We start from the raw sequence: 15,762 nt of genomic DNA, 5'->3' as shown, positions 1-15,762 counted from the left end.
GCCTGGGGCGCGGGCCGCCGCGCCGACCCGCCGCCCGCGCGGCCGCGGCGCGCCGCCACGTGCTGGTCCACCCGCCGCTGCACGAACGACTCGTCCATGATGCCCAGCCAGTGGTCCAGGTTGACGCCGTAGAGCTTGCGCACGCCCTCGTGGCGGATGCTGGCCACGATCTCGGCGGCGGCGTCGAGGCCGGCCATGCGCCCTTCGGCGGTGTCGAGGTCGTACTGCTCGATGACCGTGCGGATCATGAACTCGTACAGCGGCTTGCGGTCGGCGACGAGGTCGCGCACCGCGGCGTCGCCCTGGCGCTGGCGCAGGTCGCAGGGGTCGAGTCCATCGGGCTGGACGGCCACGAAGGTCTCGGAGGCGAACCCGTGCTCCTCGGCGAAGGCGCGCACCGCCGCCTTGCGGCCGGCGGCGTCGCCGTCGAAGGTGAACACGACCTCGCCACCCTGGTTGGAGCGGCCCAGCAGCATGCGGCGCAGCACCTTGAGGTGGTCCTCGCCGAAGGAGGTGCCGCAGGTGGCCACGGCGGTGGTGACCCCGGCCAGATGGCAGGCCATGACGTCGGTGTAGCCCTCGACGATGACGGCCTTGCGATCGCGCGAGATCTCGCGCTTGGCGAGGTCGAGGCCGTAGAGCAGGTGGCCCTTCTTGAAGATCGGGGTCTCGGGGGTGTTGAGGTACTTGGGGCCGTCGTCGCCGGGGTCGAGCTTGCGGGCGCCGAAGCCCACGATCTCGCCGGCGACCTCGCGCACCGGCCACACCAGCCGGTTGCGGAACTTGTCGTAGGCGCCGCGGCGGCCCTGCCCGGCCAGCCCCGCGGTGATGATCTCCTGGTCGGTGAAGCCCTGGTCGCGCAGGTGCGTGGTGAGCGACTCCCAGCCGCCGGGGGCGTAGCCCACACCGAAGTACTCGGCGTCGGCCCGGCCGAACCCGCGCTCGCTGAGGAAGCGGCGGCCCTCCTGGGCGGCGGGGGCGAGCAACTGGTCGGCGTAGAAGCGCTGGGCCTCGCGGTGGGCCTCGATGAGCCGCTGGCGCTGGCCCTGGTCGTTGCTGCGGGAGGTGTATCCGCCCTGCTCGTAGCGGAGCCGGATGCCGCTCTGCTGGGCCAGCGACTCCACGGCCTCGACGAAGCTGAGGCTCTCGATCTGCTGGATGAAGCGGATGACGTCGCCGCCCTCGCCGCAGCCGAAGCAGTAGTAGAGACCGCGCGCGGGGGTGACGTTGAACGACGGCGACTTCTCGTCGTGGAAGGGGCACAGGCCCTTCAGCGAGCCGCCGCCCGCGTTGCGCAGCTGCAGGTACTCCCCCACCACGTCGGCGATGGGCGTGCGCTCGCGCACGAGTGCGACGTCTTCATCTCTGATCCTGCCGGCCACGGTCCCCAGCGTAGTTCGTGGCACCGACGCCTCCGACCCCGGACGCCGGGCTGTGGACGAGCCGCGGGGGCCGGGGCGCGCGGCACGGCGATCCGCGCCGCGCGCCCGCGGCTCACCGCGGCGGTGCCGGAGCCGTCGCCTCGGCCGAGCCCTCCTGCTGCTTCCAGGCAGCGGAGTCCTCGGCCTGTTCGGGTGGCAGCGGCCCCGATCCCGAGCCCTTCCTGCCGGCGGTGCCGCCGGCGCGCCCGTAACCGACGCGCTGCTTGTTGTAGATGTCGAAGGCCACGGCGGCGAGCAGCACCAGGCCCTTGATGGCCTGCTGCCAGTCCACGCCCAGCCCGATGATGGACATGCCGTTGTTCATCACGCCCATGACCAGCGCACCGACCACGGCGCCGATCACGGTGCCCACACCGCCGGAGGCCGAGGCCCCGCCGATGAACGCGGCCGCGATCGCGTCCAGCTCGAACATCTCGCCCGCGCCGGGGGTGGCGGCGTTGAGCCGCGCGGTGAAGACCAGGCCCGCCAGCGCCGAGAGCACGCCCATGTTGACGAACACCCAGAAGGTGGTGCGCTTGGTCTTGACGCCGGAGAGGCGGGCGGCCTTCTCACTGCCGCCCACGGCGTAGATGCGCCGGCCGGCGGTGGTCGACTTCATCAGGAAGGAGTAGCCCACGATGAGGACGAGCAGCAGCAGGCCCACGATCGGAATCCCGTTGTAGTCGGCCAGGGCGTAGGAGAACAGCATCACCACGAGCACGGTCGCCGCCGCCTTGGCGGTGGTCAGCGCCGCCGAGGGGGCGGGCAGGCCGTACTCCAGGTTGCGTGCGCGCACGCGCCACTGGATCCAGACGAGGGCGACCGAGCCTGCGGCGCCCAGCGCGAGCGTCAGCAGGTGCGGCCCCTCGGTGAACCCGGGGATGAACCCGCTGGCCCACATGCGCACCGACTGCGGCAGCGGGCCGATCGAGCGCCCGCCCAGCACGATCAGGGTGGCGCCGCGGAAGATGAGCATCCCGGCGAGGGTGACGATGAACGCCGGGATGCGCACGTAGGCGATCCAGAACCCCTGCCAGGCGCCGATCAGGCCGCCCGTGGCCAGCGCGAGCGGCACGACGACCAGCGGCGGCAGCCCCCAGCTGGTCATGAGCACGGTCGAGACCGCGCCGGTGAACGCCACCACCGAACCCACCGACAGGTCGATGTGCCCGGTGATGATGACCAGCATCATCCCCACGGCCAGGATCAGCACGTAGGAGTTCTGCATGATCACGTTGGTGATGTTCAGCGGCCGCAGGAGCAGGCCGCCGGTGAGGATCTGGAACAGCAGGACGATGACCGCCAGCGCGATCACCATGCCGTACTGCCGCGCGTTGTTGCGCACCAGGTCGCGCAGTGTGCGCAGGAGTGGTGTTGGTTGCATGGCCAGTCACGCCTTCGTCGTGGTCATCAGCTTCATCAGGGTCTCCTGGTCGGCCTTCTCGCGCGGCACCTCCCCGGTGATCCGCCCCTCGCACATGGCGTAGACGCGGTCGCACATGCCCAGCAGCTCGGGCAGCTCCGAGGAGATGAGCAGCACGCACGCGCCCTGGGCGGCCAGGCGCTGCACGATCACGTAGATCTCGTACTTGGCGCCGACGTCGATGCCGCGGGTGGGCTCGTCCAGGATCAGCAGGTCGGGCTCGGCGAACATCCACTTGCCCAGCACGACCTTCTGCTGGTTGCCGCCGCTGAGGTCGCCGGTGGTCTGGAAGACGCCGTTGCTCTTGACCCGCATGCCGGTTCGCATCTCCTCGGCCGCGACGGCTTCGCGGGCGGGGTCGATCACCGTGCGCCGGCTGACGCGGTGCAGCCCGGCCAGGGTCAGGTTGCGCCGGATGTCGTCGTCCAGGATCAGCCCGAGCTCCTTGCGGTCCTCGGGCACGTAGGCGATCCCCGCGGCGATGGCGTCGCCGACGTCGCGCAGGTGCACGGGCCTGCCGTCCTTGTGGACGGTGCCCTCCACGTAGCGCCCGTAGGACCGCCCGAACACGCTCATCGCCAGCTCGGTGCGGCCGGCGCCCATCAGCCCGGCCAGGCCCACGATCTCGCCGCGCCGGATGTCCAGCCCGGCGCCGTCGACCACCCGCCTGCCCATCTGGGTGGGGTGGTCGACGGTCCAGTCGCGCACCTCGAAGCGCACCTCGCCGATGTCGGCGGTGCGTTCCGGGTAGCGCTCGTCCAGGTCCCGGCCGACCATCCCGCGGATGATCCGGTCCTCGTCCACGCTTCCCGAGGAGGTCGAGAGCGTCTCGATCGCCTTCCCGTCGCGCAGCACGGTCACCGAGTCGGCGACCCGGGTGACCTCGCCGAGCTTGTGGGAGATGAGGATCGAGGTGATCCCCTGCTCCTTGAGCTCCAGCAGGAGCCTGAGCAGGTTGTCGCTCTCGGCCTCGTTCAGCGCCGAGGTCGGCTCGTCCAGGATGAGCAGCCGCACCCGCTTGGACAGCGCCTTGGCGATCTCGACGAGCTGCTGGCGGCCCACGCTCAGCGCCGAGACCGGCGCCGTGGGGTCCTCGTCCAGGCCCACGCGCCGCAGCACATCGCGCGCCATCGAGGCCGTGCGGCCCCAGTCGATGAAACCGGGGCCGCGCGTGCGCTCGTTGCCGAGGTAGATGTTCTCGGCCACCGACAGCTGCGGGACCAGCGCCAACTCCTGGTGGATGATGGCGATCCCGGCCTTCTCGCTGTCGCTGATGCCGTTGAACGAGCACTCCTGGCCGTCCAGCAGGATCTCGCCGGAGTAGTCGCCGTGCGGGTAGACGCCGCTGAGCACCTTCATCAGGGTCGACTTGCCGGCGCCGTTCTCGCCCATGAGGGCGTGGATCTCGCCTTCCTCGACCGCCAGCTCCACGTTGTCCAGCGCGACGACACCGGGGAACTCCTTGGTGATGCCGCGCATCCGCAGCAGGATGCTCATTTCGGGCACCGCCTCACGAGAGCTCCGACTTTTCGTAGTAGCCGCTGTCGATGAGGGCCTCCTCGTAGTTGTCCTCGTCGACCGAGACGGGCTCCAGCAGGTGGGCGGGCACGACCTTCTTGCCGTTGTCGTAGCTCTCGGTGTCGTTGACCTCGGGCTTCTCGCCCTTGAGGACCGCGTCGGTCATGTTGACGGCCACCTCGGCGAGCTTGCGGGTGTCCTTGAAGACGGTCTGGGTCTGCTCGCCGGCGATGATCGACTTGACCGAGGCCAGCTCGGCGTCCTGGCCGGTGATCACCGGCAGGGGCCGGTCCTCGCTGCCGTAGCCCACGGCCTTCAGCGAGGAGATGACGCCGATGCTGATGCCGTCGTAGGGCGAGAGGACCGCGTCGAGCTGCTCCTTGGAGTAGTGCGAGCTGAGCAGGTTGTCCATGCGCGACTGGGCCTTGGCCCCGCTCCAGCGCATGGTGGCGATCTGGTCCATCTCGGTCTGGCCGCTGCGGACCTCCAGCTTCCCCTCGTCGATGTAGGGCTGGAGCACCGACATGGCGCCGTCGTAGAAGAAGTAGGCGTTGTTGTCGTCGGGCGAACCGCCGAACAGCTCGATGTTGAAGGGGCCCTTCTCGTTCTTCAGGTCGAGGGACTCCTCGATGTAGGAGGCCTGCAGCACACCCACCTGGAAGTTGTCGAAGGTCGCGTAGTAGTCGACGTGCTCGCTGCCGTTGATCAGGCGGTCGTAGGCGATGACCGGGATGTCGTTGTCGGCGGCCATCTGCAGCACGTCGGTGAGCGCCTCACCGTCGATGGCGGCGATGACCAGGGCGTCCACGCCGCGGGTGATCATGTTCTCGATCTGGGCGACCTGGTCCTCGACCACGTCCTCGGCGTACTGCAGGTCGGTGCCGTAGCCGGCTTCCTCGAACAGCCGGACCATGTTCTTGCCGTCGGCGACCCAGCGGTCGGACGACTTGGTCGGCATCGCGATCCCGACGGTGCCGTTCTCTCCTGACTGCTGGGCGGCGTCTCCGACGCCGCCGCAGGCGGTCAGCACAAGCGCCATGACCGCGGCCAGGGCCGCGGACAGGATGGCGGAGGGGGTCCGCTTCATCGTGTGCTCCTCATGATGGGGGTTTGGCGGGTTTGGTGCGGGCGGTGCTCAGGCGCGCGGGAGGGCGAGCTTGAGGACCGTCCACGAGACCGGCGGAAGGACGACGCCGAGGCGGCCGTCCTCCAGTCGGACGTCTTTGTTCTCGCGCGGCACGACGCGGTCGGGCCGCTCGCGGGTGTTGGCCGCGTAGACGTCGTCGTCGTGCAGCGTCAGGCACGAGGCGATGCGGTCGGCCTCCAGGCCCCGCAGGTCCACGTCGACGGAGACGTGCTCGTCCGTGGCGCGGTTGACCAGGAAGACGGCGGCCTCGCCGTTGTCGGGGTCGTGGGTGGCGACCGCGTCGACGAGCGGGACCTCGCCGTAGCGGGCGGTCTCGCGCACCGGGCTCTGCGGCTCCACCCGGAGCACGGTGCCCGCCGCGTTGGCGGCGGTCAGCGCGAAGGGGTGGAACGTGGTCTGGCGCCAGGCGGGCCCGCCGGGCTCGGTCATGATCGGCGCGATGACGTTGACGAGCTGGGCGAGGCTCGCCGCGGTGACGCGGTCGCTGTGGCGCAGCAGCGAGATGAGCAGGCTGCCGAAGACCACGGCGTCGGCGAGGTGGTAGCGGTCCTCGATGACGCGGGGGGCCACCGGCCACTCCGTGCCCGGGTCCTTGGCGTGGTGGTGGCTCTGGTACCACACGTTCCACTCGTCGAAGGAGAGCTGGATCCGCTTCTTGGCGCCCAGCTTGGCCCGCACGGCGTCGGCGGTGGCGACCACGGACTCGATGAAGTGGTCCATGTCGGTGCTGGAGGCCAGGAAGCTCGCCAGGTCGCCGTCGTGCTCCTCGTAGTAGGCGTGCAGCGAGATGTAGTCGACGTAGTCGTAGGCCTGCTCCAGCACCTCGGCCTCCCAGGCCCCGAAGGTGGGCATGGTCGACCCGGAGGAGCCGCAGGCCACCAGCTCCAGGTCGGGGTCGCTCATCCGCATGGCGCGGGCGACCTCCGCCGCCAGCCGGCCGTACTCGTGGGCGGTCTTGTGGCCGATCTGCCAGGGGCCGTCCATCTCGTTGCCCAGGCACCACATGCGGATGCCGTGCGGCTGGGGGCTGCCGTTGGCGGCGCGCCGGTCCGACAGTGCGGTACCGCCGGGGTGGTTGGCGTACTCCAGCAGGTCGACGGCCTCCTGCAGGCCGCGGGTGCCCAGGTTGACGGCCATCATCGGCTCGATGCCCAGCCGGCGGGTCCAGGCCGCGAACTCGTCCAGGCCGAACTGGTTGGTCTCGGTGGAGTGCCAGGCCAGCTCGCGCCGCACCGGCCGCTGATCCTTGGGGCCGACGCCGTCCTCCCAGCGGTAGCCCGAGACGAAGTTGCCGCCGGGGTAGCGCACGGTGGTGACGCCCAGCTCACGGACGAGCTCGGCCACGTCGGCGCGGAAGCCGTCGGCGTCGGCGGAGGGGTGGTCGGGCTCATAGATCCCGGTGTAGACGCAGCGGCCCATGTGCTCGACGAACGAGCCGAAGGTGCGGCGGTGCACGGGCGCGACGCGGAAGGCGGGGTCGATGGTCATCGACGCGTGCAGCATTGGCGGTTCTCCCCCTGGGTCCGGGTTGCTGTGTCGGTTGCGGTTCGCGGGCGGCGGTTCGGGGCTTTCGGGTCCCCCCGTCGCGGGGCCGGCGGGCGCCGGTCCCGCAACGGGGCGGAAAGGGGCGTCAGGGCGCGGGCCGGGTCCGGGCGCCGGGGCTCCGGCGCACCCTGCCGGTCACTTCAGCCCCGCATCGGTGACGCCGCGCACGACCTGGCGCTGGAAGAGCATGAAGACGACGATCAGCGGGAGGGCGCCCAGGACCGAGGCGGCCATCTGCTGGGCGTAGAGGATCCCGTAGGCGCTCTGGACGGTGCCCAGGCCGACCGGCACGGTCATCAGCGCCGGGTCGGTGGTCGCCACGAAGGGCCACAGGAAGTTGTTCCAGGCCTGCACGAAGGTGAAGATCCCCACGGCGGCGAGGATGGGCACAGACATGGGCAGCACCACGTTCCACAGCACCCGCAGGTGCCCGGCGCCGTCGATCCTCGCGGCCTCCTCGTAGTCGCGCGGGATCGCGTCGAAGAACCGCTTGAGGATGAAGATCATGACCGGGGCGACGACCTGGGGCAGCGCGACGCCCCAGTAGGTGTCGACCAGGCCGAGGAAGGTCATCTCGTCGAACAGCGGCACGATCAGCGCCTGCGGCGGAACCAGGATGCCGGCGACGAACAGCGCGAACAGCCACGTGCGCCCCCAGAACTCGGTCTTGGAGAAGGCGTAGGCGGCCATCACGCAGGTGACCAGGGTCAGAGCGGTGACCAGGACGGAGACGATCACGCTGTTCATCAGCCACCGCATCAGCTCGCCCTGCGCGATGACCGTGCGGTAAGCCTCGAAGGTGGGCTCAAGCGGCAGCCAGCGCACCGGCACGGCCGTGGTTTCCGGCTCGGGCTTGAGGGAGGTCAGCACCGCCCAGACCAGTGGCATGAGCCAGACCACGGCGAGGAACAGCGCCAGCACGGCGATCGCGGTGCCGCCGGGGGTGACCTTGAAGCGGCGGCGGGGCTGCGGCGAGGCGGGGCCGGCCGGGGTGCCGGGCCGCTCGGCGGCGGTGAGGGTTGCGGTGGTCATGCCGCGTCCTCCTTCCGGGAGAACAGGCGGAGCTGCAGGACGGAGACGAGGATGATCACGGCGAAGAACAAGTAGGAGATCGCCGAGGCGTAGCCGATACGCAGCCCGGTGAACCCGGTCTCGAAGACGTAGCTGATGATGGGCCGGGCCGCGTAGTTGGGGCCGCCCGACCCGTTGGTCATCAGGTAGGCCTGGTCGAACAGCTTCAGCGAGGCGACCATCTGCAGCAGCACGATCAGCGCGGTGGTGCGGCGCAGCAGGGGCAGGGTGATGGAGGTGAACCGCCGCCAGGCGCCGGCGCCGTCGAGGGCGGCGGCCTCGTAGACGTAGCGGGGAATGCCCTGCAGTGCCGCCAGGTAGAGCAGGTAGTTGAACCCCACGGTCCACCACACGGTCGTGGCGGCGATGGCGAGCAGCACGGTGCTCTCGTCGGTGAGCCAGGAGACCCCGGGGATCGCCACCGTTTCCAGCAGGCCGTTGATCATGCCGAAGCCGGGCTGGTACATCCACTCCCAGATCAGCGCCACAACGGCCACGGGCATCAGGAACGGCGCGAAGTAGGAGAACCGCAGGAACCAGCCGATGCGGGCGGTGGCGCGGTGGGTGAGCAGCGCCATCGCCAGCGCGATCGCCACAAGCGGCGGCGTGGTGAACACGGTGAACAGCAGCGTCACCCACAGCGACTGCCACACCGCGGGATCGCCGAACATCTCGATCCAGTTGGCCAACCCGACGAAGGAGGATTCCTCCTTGGCGAGGCTGCGGTCGGTGAAGCTGGCCCACAGTCCGGCGATCAGCGGCCAGACCAGGAAGGCGGCGAACAGGACGGTGAAGGGCAGGACGAACCAGATCCCGGCCGCGGACCGCCGTGCGGTTCCGCGTGCGGGACGGGGCGATGAGGACCGGGGCGCCGGTGCGACGGCCGGCGTCTCCCCGGTGCTGGCGTGCTGTGTCATTTCACGCTCCGGCGAACGGGAGATGGGGGGTGGACACGGCTTACACGGGAGAAGGTGTGTCGATGAGGTCCTGGGCTGTGCGTTTGAAGCGGTCGAGAGCGGCCTCGGGTGTCACCGCGCCGGTGTGCACGCCGGTGAAGATCGCGCCGGCGTCCGCTTGCAACTGGGCCGCCGATCCGCTGAACCACGCCTGCGGGTCGAACTGCACGTCCTCGGCGGCGTGCCGGTAGTCCGACTGCGGCTGCAGGTCGGCGTACTCCTGGCTTTCGGTGGTCGGCATGTAGGCGGGGATGTGACCGCCGCCGGCCCAGGTGATGCTGTGCTTGAGCATCCAGGCCGCGTACTCCACCGCGGCGGCGACGGCGTCGTCGTCGGGTTCGCGGCGCACGGGCAGGACGAAGCAGTGGGAATCGCCCTGCCCCAGTTCCTCGCCGTAGACGCCGGGGAAGGGGCGCATGCCGAAGTCCATCCCGGCGTCCTTGAGTGTGGGCAGCTCCCAGTTGCCGGAGAGCATGAGTCCGGCGATCCCGTTCTGGAAGTTGGCGGGGGTGGCCGCCCCGTCGGACGCCTTGGGCGCCAGGCCCTCCTCAGAGAGGCGGCGCAGGAAGTCAAGGGCACGCAGCGCCTTGTCGTCGTCGATGCCCAACTCGCCGTCCAAGGTCATCTCCCCGCCGAGCTGGCGGTAAAGCGACCAGAACGGGCGCCATGCGTGCGTCGTGTCCGTCACGACGCCGTACTGGCCGGTGACCTCCTTAACGGCGGCGCACACGTCGAAGAAGTGGTTCTCGTCGCGGATCTCGACGAGCTGACCGTCGGAGTCCAGGACGCCGGCCTGTTCGCAGACGGGCCGGTTGTAGTAGGTCACGACCAGGTGGGTGTCCAGAGGAACGGCGTATAGTTCGCCGTCGATCGTGCACTTGTCCCAGATGTTGGGGAAGACGGTGTTGCGGGTGATGCCGTGCTCGGCGAGCAGGTCCGTGGGCACCGGGGAGATGAGGGTGCCGACCCCCAGGCCTCGCAGGCGGGAGACGTGCAGGGTGGCGATGTCGAAGGCGCGCCCGCCGGCGGCGCCCATCGCGAACTTGGTGTAGTAGGGATTGCCCCACTGGAACGTGGAGGGCTGGAAGTCGATCCCGGGGTGCTGCTTGCGGTAGGCGGTGTGCATCTCGACCATTCGGGCGCCGTCGCCGCCGGTGAACAGGTTCCACTGGCGCAGCCGCTGCTTACCGGTGAGAACGGTGTCAGCAGGGCCGCAGCCGGCCAGGGCCGTCCCGGCCGCGGCCAGGCCGCCCGCCAGGAACACCCGCCGTCCCAGGGCGGGGGCCGACCGGGGGCCGGTGGTGTCTCGTCTGCGCATGGCGACTCCTCTGCTCTCGCTGCGCTGGTGCGGCCGCCCCCCGAAAGGCCGCTGGATGCGGGGCGCCGGCGGCGCCCCCGTGGACTGGCCGGAGGCGAATGGGGCGCCTCGGCCGGTCTTCGCGCGAAGGTCCGCGCGCTGGGTGCGGGTGCTGTGTGCGTGTGCCGTGGGTGTCGGGTGGTGTACGTGCTGTCGGCGGATGCGGGTGCAGGTGCCGCCCCACCGGCGGTCGCCCGGCGGGGCCGGAGGCGGCCGCAGGGGACGGGTCTGCGGCCGCATCCGCTTATGAGACCTGGACGAACTCGATGCCGGCCAGGTCGCAGAACACCTTCCAGTCGTCGGCGGTGCGTCCCAGGTTCATGACCATGTGGTGGGTGCCTCCGGCGCGCAGCCAGCCGTCCATGCAGCCGCGCACGCCCGAGGAGGGGCGGAACTGGCCGTAGGGCATCTCCAGCGCCGGGAGCACCTGGGAGTCCAGGACCTCGCCCTCGGCGACCACCAGCCGGAAGCGCTCGCCGCCGAGCGCCACCAGGGAGGCGAGGGTGGCGGGGCCGGGTTGGATGCGGAAGAGCAGGGTGGGCGGGTCGTCCAGCCCGCCGATGCCCAGCGGGCGCTTGATGAGCCGCACCGGCTCGTCGTCGCGGGCGACCTTCCAGTTCCCCTCGCCCATGTGGCTCATCAGGATGGAGTCGGAGGGGAAGTCCATCGCGTACATCTCGGTGAAGTGGCCGTCGCCGGCGAGCTGGTGGCCGGCGTAGACGATGGACGCCGCCAGCGCGTCGCCCTCGCCGGCGAAACCGTATCCGCCGGCCATGAGGCTGGACGCCGATGCCATGGGCAGCCGGGCGAACCTGCCGTCCTCGCCGATGGCGTCGAAGTGCGTGGAGTAGGCGCCGCACCCGTGCTCGACGAGCAGCCGCTCGATGCCCAGCTGCATGCGGGCGTGGTCCTCGCGCTCCTCCTTGGACAGCCGCTCGTCGACGGCGAAGCGCTCGTCCTCCTCGGCCATGAGCGCGTCGACGGCCGACGAGGGCAGCTCGGCCATGGTGCGGTGCAGCGCACCGGGAGCGATGACCTCGATCTCGGGGCCGAGCTTGCGCATCCAGGCGGTCTCGTCGACACGGGCGTCGCCCATGCCGTTCATGGCGTAGCCGAAGACGCCCACCTTGAGCCGCTTCCAGGCGGTGACCGCGCGGGCGGCGCGCGCCCAGCGGCCCACGCGCTCGCGGAACGCGTCGCTGGGCCACTCCTCGGTGATGACGTCGAAGGCCCGGCCGGCCCGCACCATGGCGTTGGCGGTGTCCTGCGCGCCGTGGATGCCCTGGTTGTAGGTCATGTCGGCCATGTCCCACTCCGGCGTGACCACCGGGTCGGGCTGGATGTTGGCCAGGCACAGCGGCACCCGGGCCTCGCTCAGCACGCGCGTCACACGCAGGGAGGGGCCGTAGGTGAGCATGACGACCAGCACGCCGTCGAGGTCGTCGTTCTCGAAGGCCCGCATCTCCCGCTCGGCGTCGGCGCGCCCGCGCACGGGGTCGGAGACGACGCAGTCGGCGATGTCGGCGAGGCTGTCGGCGATCCGCCGCGCGTAGCCGGCCTGCCGGTCGGTGATACCCGGGATCATGTCGTCGTAGAGGGGCTGCATGATGCCGAGGATCCCGATGGTGGGAAGGCGCTCGCTCACGTGTCCGAACCTTCTCTCTGGCCGTAGACGTTCTGATAGCGGTCGTAGAGGGCGTCGATGTGCTCCTGCGGCAGCCGCTCGACCGGGCCGTGCTCGCGGGCCAGGTGCACGGTGCGGGCGACGTCCTCGCACATCACGGCGGCCTTGACGGCGGCCTTGGCGTCCTTGCCGACGGTGAAGACACCGTGCTTGGCCATCAGCACGGCGGGCGAGCGGTGGCCGTCGAGGGTGGCCACGATGCCGCGGCCGATGTCGTCGCCGCCGATCAGGGCGAACGGGCCGACCGGGATGTCGTCGCCGAACTCGTCGGCCATGGCCGTGATGGCGCACGGGATGGGTTCGCTGCGCGCGGCCCAGGCCGTGGCGTAGGTGCTGTGCGTGTGCACCACCGCATTGACCTCGGGCATGTGCCGGTAGACGTAGGCGTGGGCGTCGGTGTCGCTGGAGGGGGCGTGCCGGCCGTCGAGCCGCTCGCCCCGCAGGTCGCAGACGACCATCGAGTCGGGCGTCAGGTCCTCGTAGGTGACGCCGCTGGGCTTGATGACGACGAGGTCGGTTCCGGGCACGCGCTCGGAGATGTTGCCGCTGGTCCAGGTGACGAGGTTCCAGCGGGTCAGCTCGGCGTGCAGCGCGCACACCCGGGCGCGCGCGGCCTCCAGCGCTTCGGCGGAGTGCGCGGACAGGTCGGACAGTGCTGTCATGGCGTCCTTCACGGGTCAGTCGGCCAAGCTCTCGTTGCGGATGGTGCGCAGCGTGTGCAGCGCGTCGCTGCCGCCGCGGCCGAAGTGGTCGTGCAGTTCGGTGTAGACGGCGTAGAGCCGGTCGTAGGCCGCGGCGCGGTCGGGGTCGGGCAGGACGGCGTTGCGGGCGGCGCCGCCCATGGCCGCCGACGCGGTGCGGATGTCGGGGTAAGCGCCGGCCGCCACCGCCGCGTGGATCGCCGAGCCGAGAGCGGGCCCCTGGTCGGAGTGGGCGATGGCCAGGGGGCGGTTGAGCACGTCGGCGTAGATCTGCAGGACGAAGGCGTTGCGCTTGAGGCCGCCGGCGACCGTGAACTCCTCGACGGGCACCCCCGAGCCCGCGAAGGCGTCGAGGATGGTGCGGGTGCCGAAGGCGGTCGACTCCACCAGCGCCCGGTAGACCTCCTCGGGCCGGGTGGCCAGGGTGAGTCCGCAGAGGACGCCGGAGAGGTCGTGGTCGACGAGGACGGAGCGGTTGCCGCTGTGCCAGTCCAGGGCCACGAGGCCGTGGGCGCCGACGGGCTGGTCGGCCGCCTTGCGCGAGAGCAGGTCGTGGACGGAGATCCCCAGCTCGTCGGCCTCGCGGCGGTACTCGGCGGGCGCGTAGCCCTCGGCGAACCAGGCGAAGACGTCGCCGACGCCGCTCTGGCCGGCCTCGTAGCCCCAGTACCCGGGCGCGATGCCGTCCTTCACCGCGCCGCACATGCCCGGCACCTCGGCGAAGGAGGCGCCGTTCATCACGTGGCAGGTGCTGGTGCCCATGACCGCGAGCATCCGGCCCGGCTCGACGGTCTGCGCGGCGGCGGCGGTGACGTGGGCGTCGACGTTGCCCACCGAGACTGCGATCCCCTCGGGCAGGCCGGTGAGCGCCGCGGCGGCGGCGGACAGGCCGCCCGCCCGGTCGCCGAGCTGCATGAGCGGGTGGGCGAGCTTCTCCTCGGCGAAGCCGGCGAATCCGGGGTGGAGCGCGGCCAGGTAGTCGCGGTCGGGCCAGGCGCCGTCCTGGTGGATGCCCTTGTACCCGGCGGTGCAGACGTTGCGGGTCTCAGAGCCGCACAGCACCCACACGATCCAGTCGGCGGCCTCGATCCAGCGCTCGGTGCGCCGGTAGACCTCGGGGTCCTCGCGCAGCACTTGCAGGCCCTTGGCGAACTGCCACTCCGAGCTGATCTTGCCGCCGTAGCGCGACAGCCAGGGCTCGCCGCGCTCCTCGGCCAGGCCGTTGATGTCGTCGGCCTCGCGCTGGGCGGCGTGGTGCTTCCAGAGCTTGGGGTAGGCGTGCGGCCGGTCGGCGAACTCCGGCAGCTCGCACAGCGGGGTTCCGTCGGCCGTGGTGGGAAGCACCGTGCATGCGGTGAAGTCGGTGCCGATACCGACGACGCGGTCGGCGGGCACGCCCGCCGCCGCGAGCGCCTTGGGCACCGTGTGGCGCAGGACCGCGCGGTAGTCCGCGGGGACCTGCAGAGCGGTGTCGGGGGCGAGCGGGGTGTCGGATCCGGGCAGGGCCTGTGAGACGACGCCGTGCTCGAACTCGTGGACGGCGCCGGCGAGTTCGGCGCCGTCGGCGACGCTGACGACGACCGCGCGCCCCGAAAGGGTTCCGAAGTCGACGCCGATCACGACATCGCCGTTGTGAGCGCTAACATTCCCGTTCACTGGGTTCCTCCAAGGTGCGCGGCCGGCTACACGGGGGCGGGTGCGGTACTGACGCGGGTGACCAGGCGTGCCGGCACCACGCTGCGCGCCGGGGTCATCGGGACGGTGTCGGTGGGGTCCTCCAGCAGGTCGATCAGCAGCCCTATGCCCCGGCGGCCCACTTCGCTGAAGTCCTGGGCCACCGTGGTCAGCGGCGGGGTGAAGAACTCGGACTCGGGGATGTCGTCGAAGCCGATGACACTGACGTCGTCGGGGACGCGCACGCCGGTCTCGCCCAGCGCACGCAGGGCACCCAGCGCCATCTGGTCGTTGGCCACGAAGAGGGCGGTGGCCTCGCGCTCCTCGGCGAGCTGCGCGCCGATGCGGTAGCCGGAGCGGGGCCGCCAGTCGCCGTGCAGCGGATCGGGGACCGGCGCACCGGCCTCCTCCAGCGCACGGCGCCAGCCGGCGATCCGGCCCTCGGCCTCCAGCCAGTCGCCGGGTCCGGCGATGTGGTGGACGGTGCGGTGGCCGAGGTCGAGCAGATGGCGCGTCGCCAGGTAGCCGCCTCCGACCTGGTCGACGCAGACCACGGGCAGGTCCGGCGCCTCGCCGCCCTCGACCGCGACCACCGGGCGCTCGGCGGGCTGGTCCGCCAGTCCCTCGACGACCGCGCGCTTGGGCGCGATCACGATGTAGCCCTCGACCGACTGCTGGGCGAGGTAGTCCATGGCCTCGCTCACCGCCTCGCGGGTGACGGTCTGCAGGGTGACCACGCTGAGGAAGTAGCCGTCGGCGCGCGCGGCGTGCTCGATCCCGGAGAGCGTCTGCGCGGGCCCGTAGTGGGTGGTGTCGAAGGCGACGACGCCGATCACGCCGGTGCGGCGGGTGACGAGTGCACGCGCGGAGGAGTTGCGCCGGTATCCCAGCTCCTCGATCGCCGACTGCACCCGTGCCTGGGTCTCGGCGCGGACGTTGGGGTGGCCGTTGAGCACGCGCGAGACGGTCTGATGGGACACGCCGGCCAGCCGTGCGACATCGGCCATGACCGGGCTGCGCCCAACGGGTACCGACATGCGTGCTCCAACTCCTCGAAACGCGGGTTTTACGCCTCAGTGACGTGAGCAACATTGTTAGCGCTAACATTCACCCCCGTCAAGAGGGTCGCGCGATCCGGATCACAACGGAAGGAGATACGGGCCACGGCCGGTACAGGCGGTGACTCCGCGGCCACGCGCGGCGGCGGGGCGCACGGCGCGGCCGGGGCGCGCGGGACCCGGCCGGCGGCGGGCCGGTGCAGGTCA

Annotated in this window: 12 protein-coding genes; all 12 read right to left on the bottom strand. The window is 71.0% G+C overall.

Annotated elements, in window-relative coordinates:
• The coding region (gene dnaG, locus ABEA15_RS25090) for a DNA primase (protein WP_345559506.1) at window positions 1–1,382 on the bottom strand (1,382 nt) is incomplete at its 3' end.
• 112 nt (window positions 1,383–1,494) lie between these two features.
• A complete protein-coding gene (mmsB, locus tag ABEA15_RS25085) occupies window positions 1,495–2,805 on the bottom strand; it encodes a multiple monosaccharide ABC transporter permease (RefSeq protein ID WP_345559502.1) in 1,311 nt (436 codons plus the stop codon).
• A 6-nt stretch (window positions 2,806–2,811) separates the two neighbouring features.
• On the bottom strand, window positions 2,812–4,341 hold the full coding sequence (gene mmsA, locus ABEA15_RS25080) for a multiple monosaccharide ABC transporter ATP-binding protein (protein WP_344140446.1): 1,530 nt from the start codon (window positions 4,339–4,341) through the stop codon (window positions 2,812–2,814).
• A 13-nt stretch (window positions 4,342–4,354) separates the two neighbouring features.
• Entirely contained in the window at window positions 4,355–5,449 is a 1,095-nt protein-coding gene (chvE, locus tag ABEA15_RS25075) for a multiple monosaccharide ABC transporter substrate-binding protein (protein WP_344140448.1), read from the bottom strand.
• A gap of 48 nt (window positions 5,450–5,497) precedes the next feature.
• Window positions 5,498–7,012 carry an arabinosylfuranosidase ArfA gene (gene arfA / locus ABEA15_RS25070; protein ID WP_345559500.1) on the bottom strand — a complete coding sequence of 505 codons (1,515 nt, stop codon included), beginning with the start codon at window positions 7,010–7,012 and terminating at the stop codon, window positions 5,498–5,500.
• A gap of 177 nt (window positions 7,013–7,189) precedes the next feature.
• Window positions 7,190–8,086 (bottom strand): carbohydrate ABC transporter permease, encoded by an 897-nt coding sequence (locus ABEA15_RS25065; RefSeq protein WP_345559498.1) that lies wholly within the window; start codon window positions 8,084–8,086, stop codon window positions 7,190–7,192.
• Window positions 8,083–9,042, bottom strand: coding sequence for a carbohydrate ABC transporter permease (locus tag ABEA15_RS25060; RefSeq protein ID WP_345559496.1), 960 nt, complete (start codon window positions 9,040–9,042; stop codon window positions 8,083–8,085). Before ABEA15_RS25060 ends, ABEA15_RS25065 begins: the two co-directional genes overlap by 4 nt.
• 40 nt (window positions 9,043–9,082) lie before the next feature.
• Entirely contained in the window at window positions 9,083–10,399 is a 1,317-nt protein-coding gene (locus tag ABEA15_RS25055; RefSeq protein ID WP_345559494.1) for an ABC transporter substrate-binding protein, read from the bottom strand.
• Between the two features lie 283 nt (window positions 10,400–10,682).
• Window positions 10,683–12,044 carry an L-fucose/L-arabinose isomerase family protein gene (locus tag ABEA15_RS25050; protein WP_345559504.1) on the bottom strand — a complete coding sequence of 454 codons (1,362 nt, stop codon included), beginning with the start codon at window positions 12,042–12,044 and terminating at the stop codon, window positions 10,683–10,685.
• Between the two features lie 35 nt (window positions 12,045–12,079).
• Window positions 12,080–12,784: an L-ribulose-5-phosphate 4-epimerase gene (locus tag ABEA15_RS25045; protein WP_344140459.1), complete on the bottom strand. Its 705-nt coding sequence runs from the start codon at window positions 12,782–12,784 to the stop codon at window positions 12,080–12,082.
• 15 nt (window positions 12,785–12,799) lie between these two features.
• Window positions 12,800–14,479 carry a ribulokinase gene (gene araB / locus ABEA15_RS25040; protein WP_345559492.1) on the bottom strand — a complete coding sequence of 560 codons (1,680 nt, stop codon included), beginning with the start codon at window positions 14,477–14,479 and terminating at the stop codon, window positions 12,800–12,802.
• Between the two features lie 26 nt (window positions 14,480–14,505).
• Entirely contained in the window at window positions 14,506–15,534 is a 1,029-nt protein-coding gene (locus ABEA15_RS25035; protein WP_345559490.1) for a LacI family DNA-binding transcriptional regulator, read from the bottom strand.
• Between the last annotated feature and the right edge of the window lie 228 nt (window positions 15,535–15,762).

The organism is Streptomonospora halophila (assembly GCF_039542725.1).
GTDB classification, from domain to species: Bacteria; Actinomycetota; Actinomycetes; order Streptosporangiales; family Streptosporangiaceae; genus Streptomonospora; species Streptomonospora halophila.
Note: the sequence above shows the minus strand (reverse complement) of the source record. Positions and strands in the feature narration are given on the sequence as shown.

Bases quoted from the DNA above. Each gene is read 5' to 3' on its own strand.
- mmsA (WP_344140446.1), bottom strand. From the start codon at position 4,341: ATGAGCATCCTGCTGCGGATGCGCGGCATCACCAAGGAGTTCCCCGGT.
- ABEA15_RS25065 (WP_345559498.1), bottom strand. From the start codon at position 8,086: ATGACCACCGCAACCCTCACCGCCGCCGAGCGGCCCGGCACCCCGGCC.
- ABEA15_RS25055 (WP_345559494.1), bottom strand. From the start codon at position 10,399: ATGCGCAGACGAGACACCACCGGCCCCCGGTCGGCCCCCGCCCTGGGA.
- chvE (WP_344140448.1), bottom strand. From the start codon at position 5,449: ATGAAGCGGACCCCCTCCGCCATCCTGTCCGCGGCCCTGGCCGCGGTC.
- ABEA15_RS25045 (WP_344140459.1), bottom strand. From the start codon at position 12,784: ATGACAGCACTGTCCGACCTGTCCGCGCACTCCGCCGAAGCGCTGGAG.
- mmsB (WP_345559502.1), bottom strand. From the start codon at position 2,805: ATGCAACCAACACCACTCCTGCGCACACTGCGCGACCTGGTGCGCAAC.
- ABEA15_RS25050 (WP_345559504.1), bottom strand. From the start codon at position 12,044: ATGCAGCCCCTCTACGACGACATGATCCCGGGTATCACCGACCGGCAG.
- ABEA15_RS25060 (WP_345559496.1), bottom strand. From the start codon at position 9,042: ATGACACAGCACGCCAGCACCGGGGAGACGCCGGCCGTCGCACCGGCG.
- ABEA15_RS25035 (WP_345559490.1), bottom strand. From the start codon at position 15,534: ATGTCGGTACCCGTTGGGCGCAGCCCGGTCATGGCCGATGTCGCACGG.
- arfA (WP_345559500.1), bottom strand. From the start codon at position 7,012: ATGCTGCACGCGTCGATGACCATCGACCCCGCCTTCCGCGTCGCGCCC.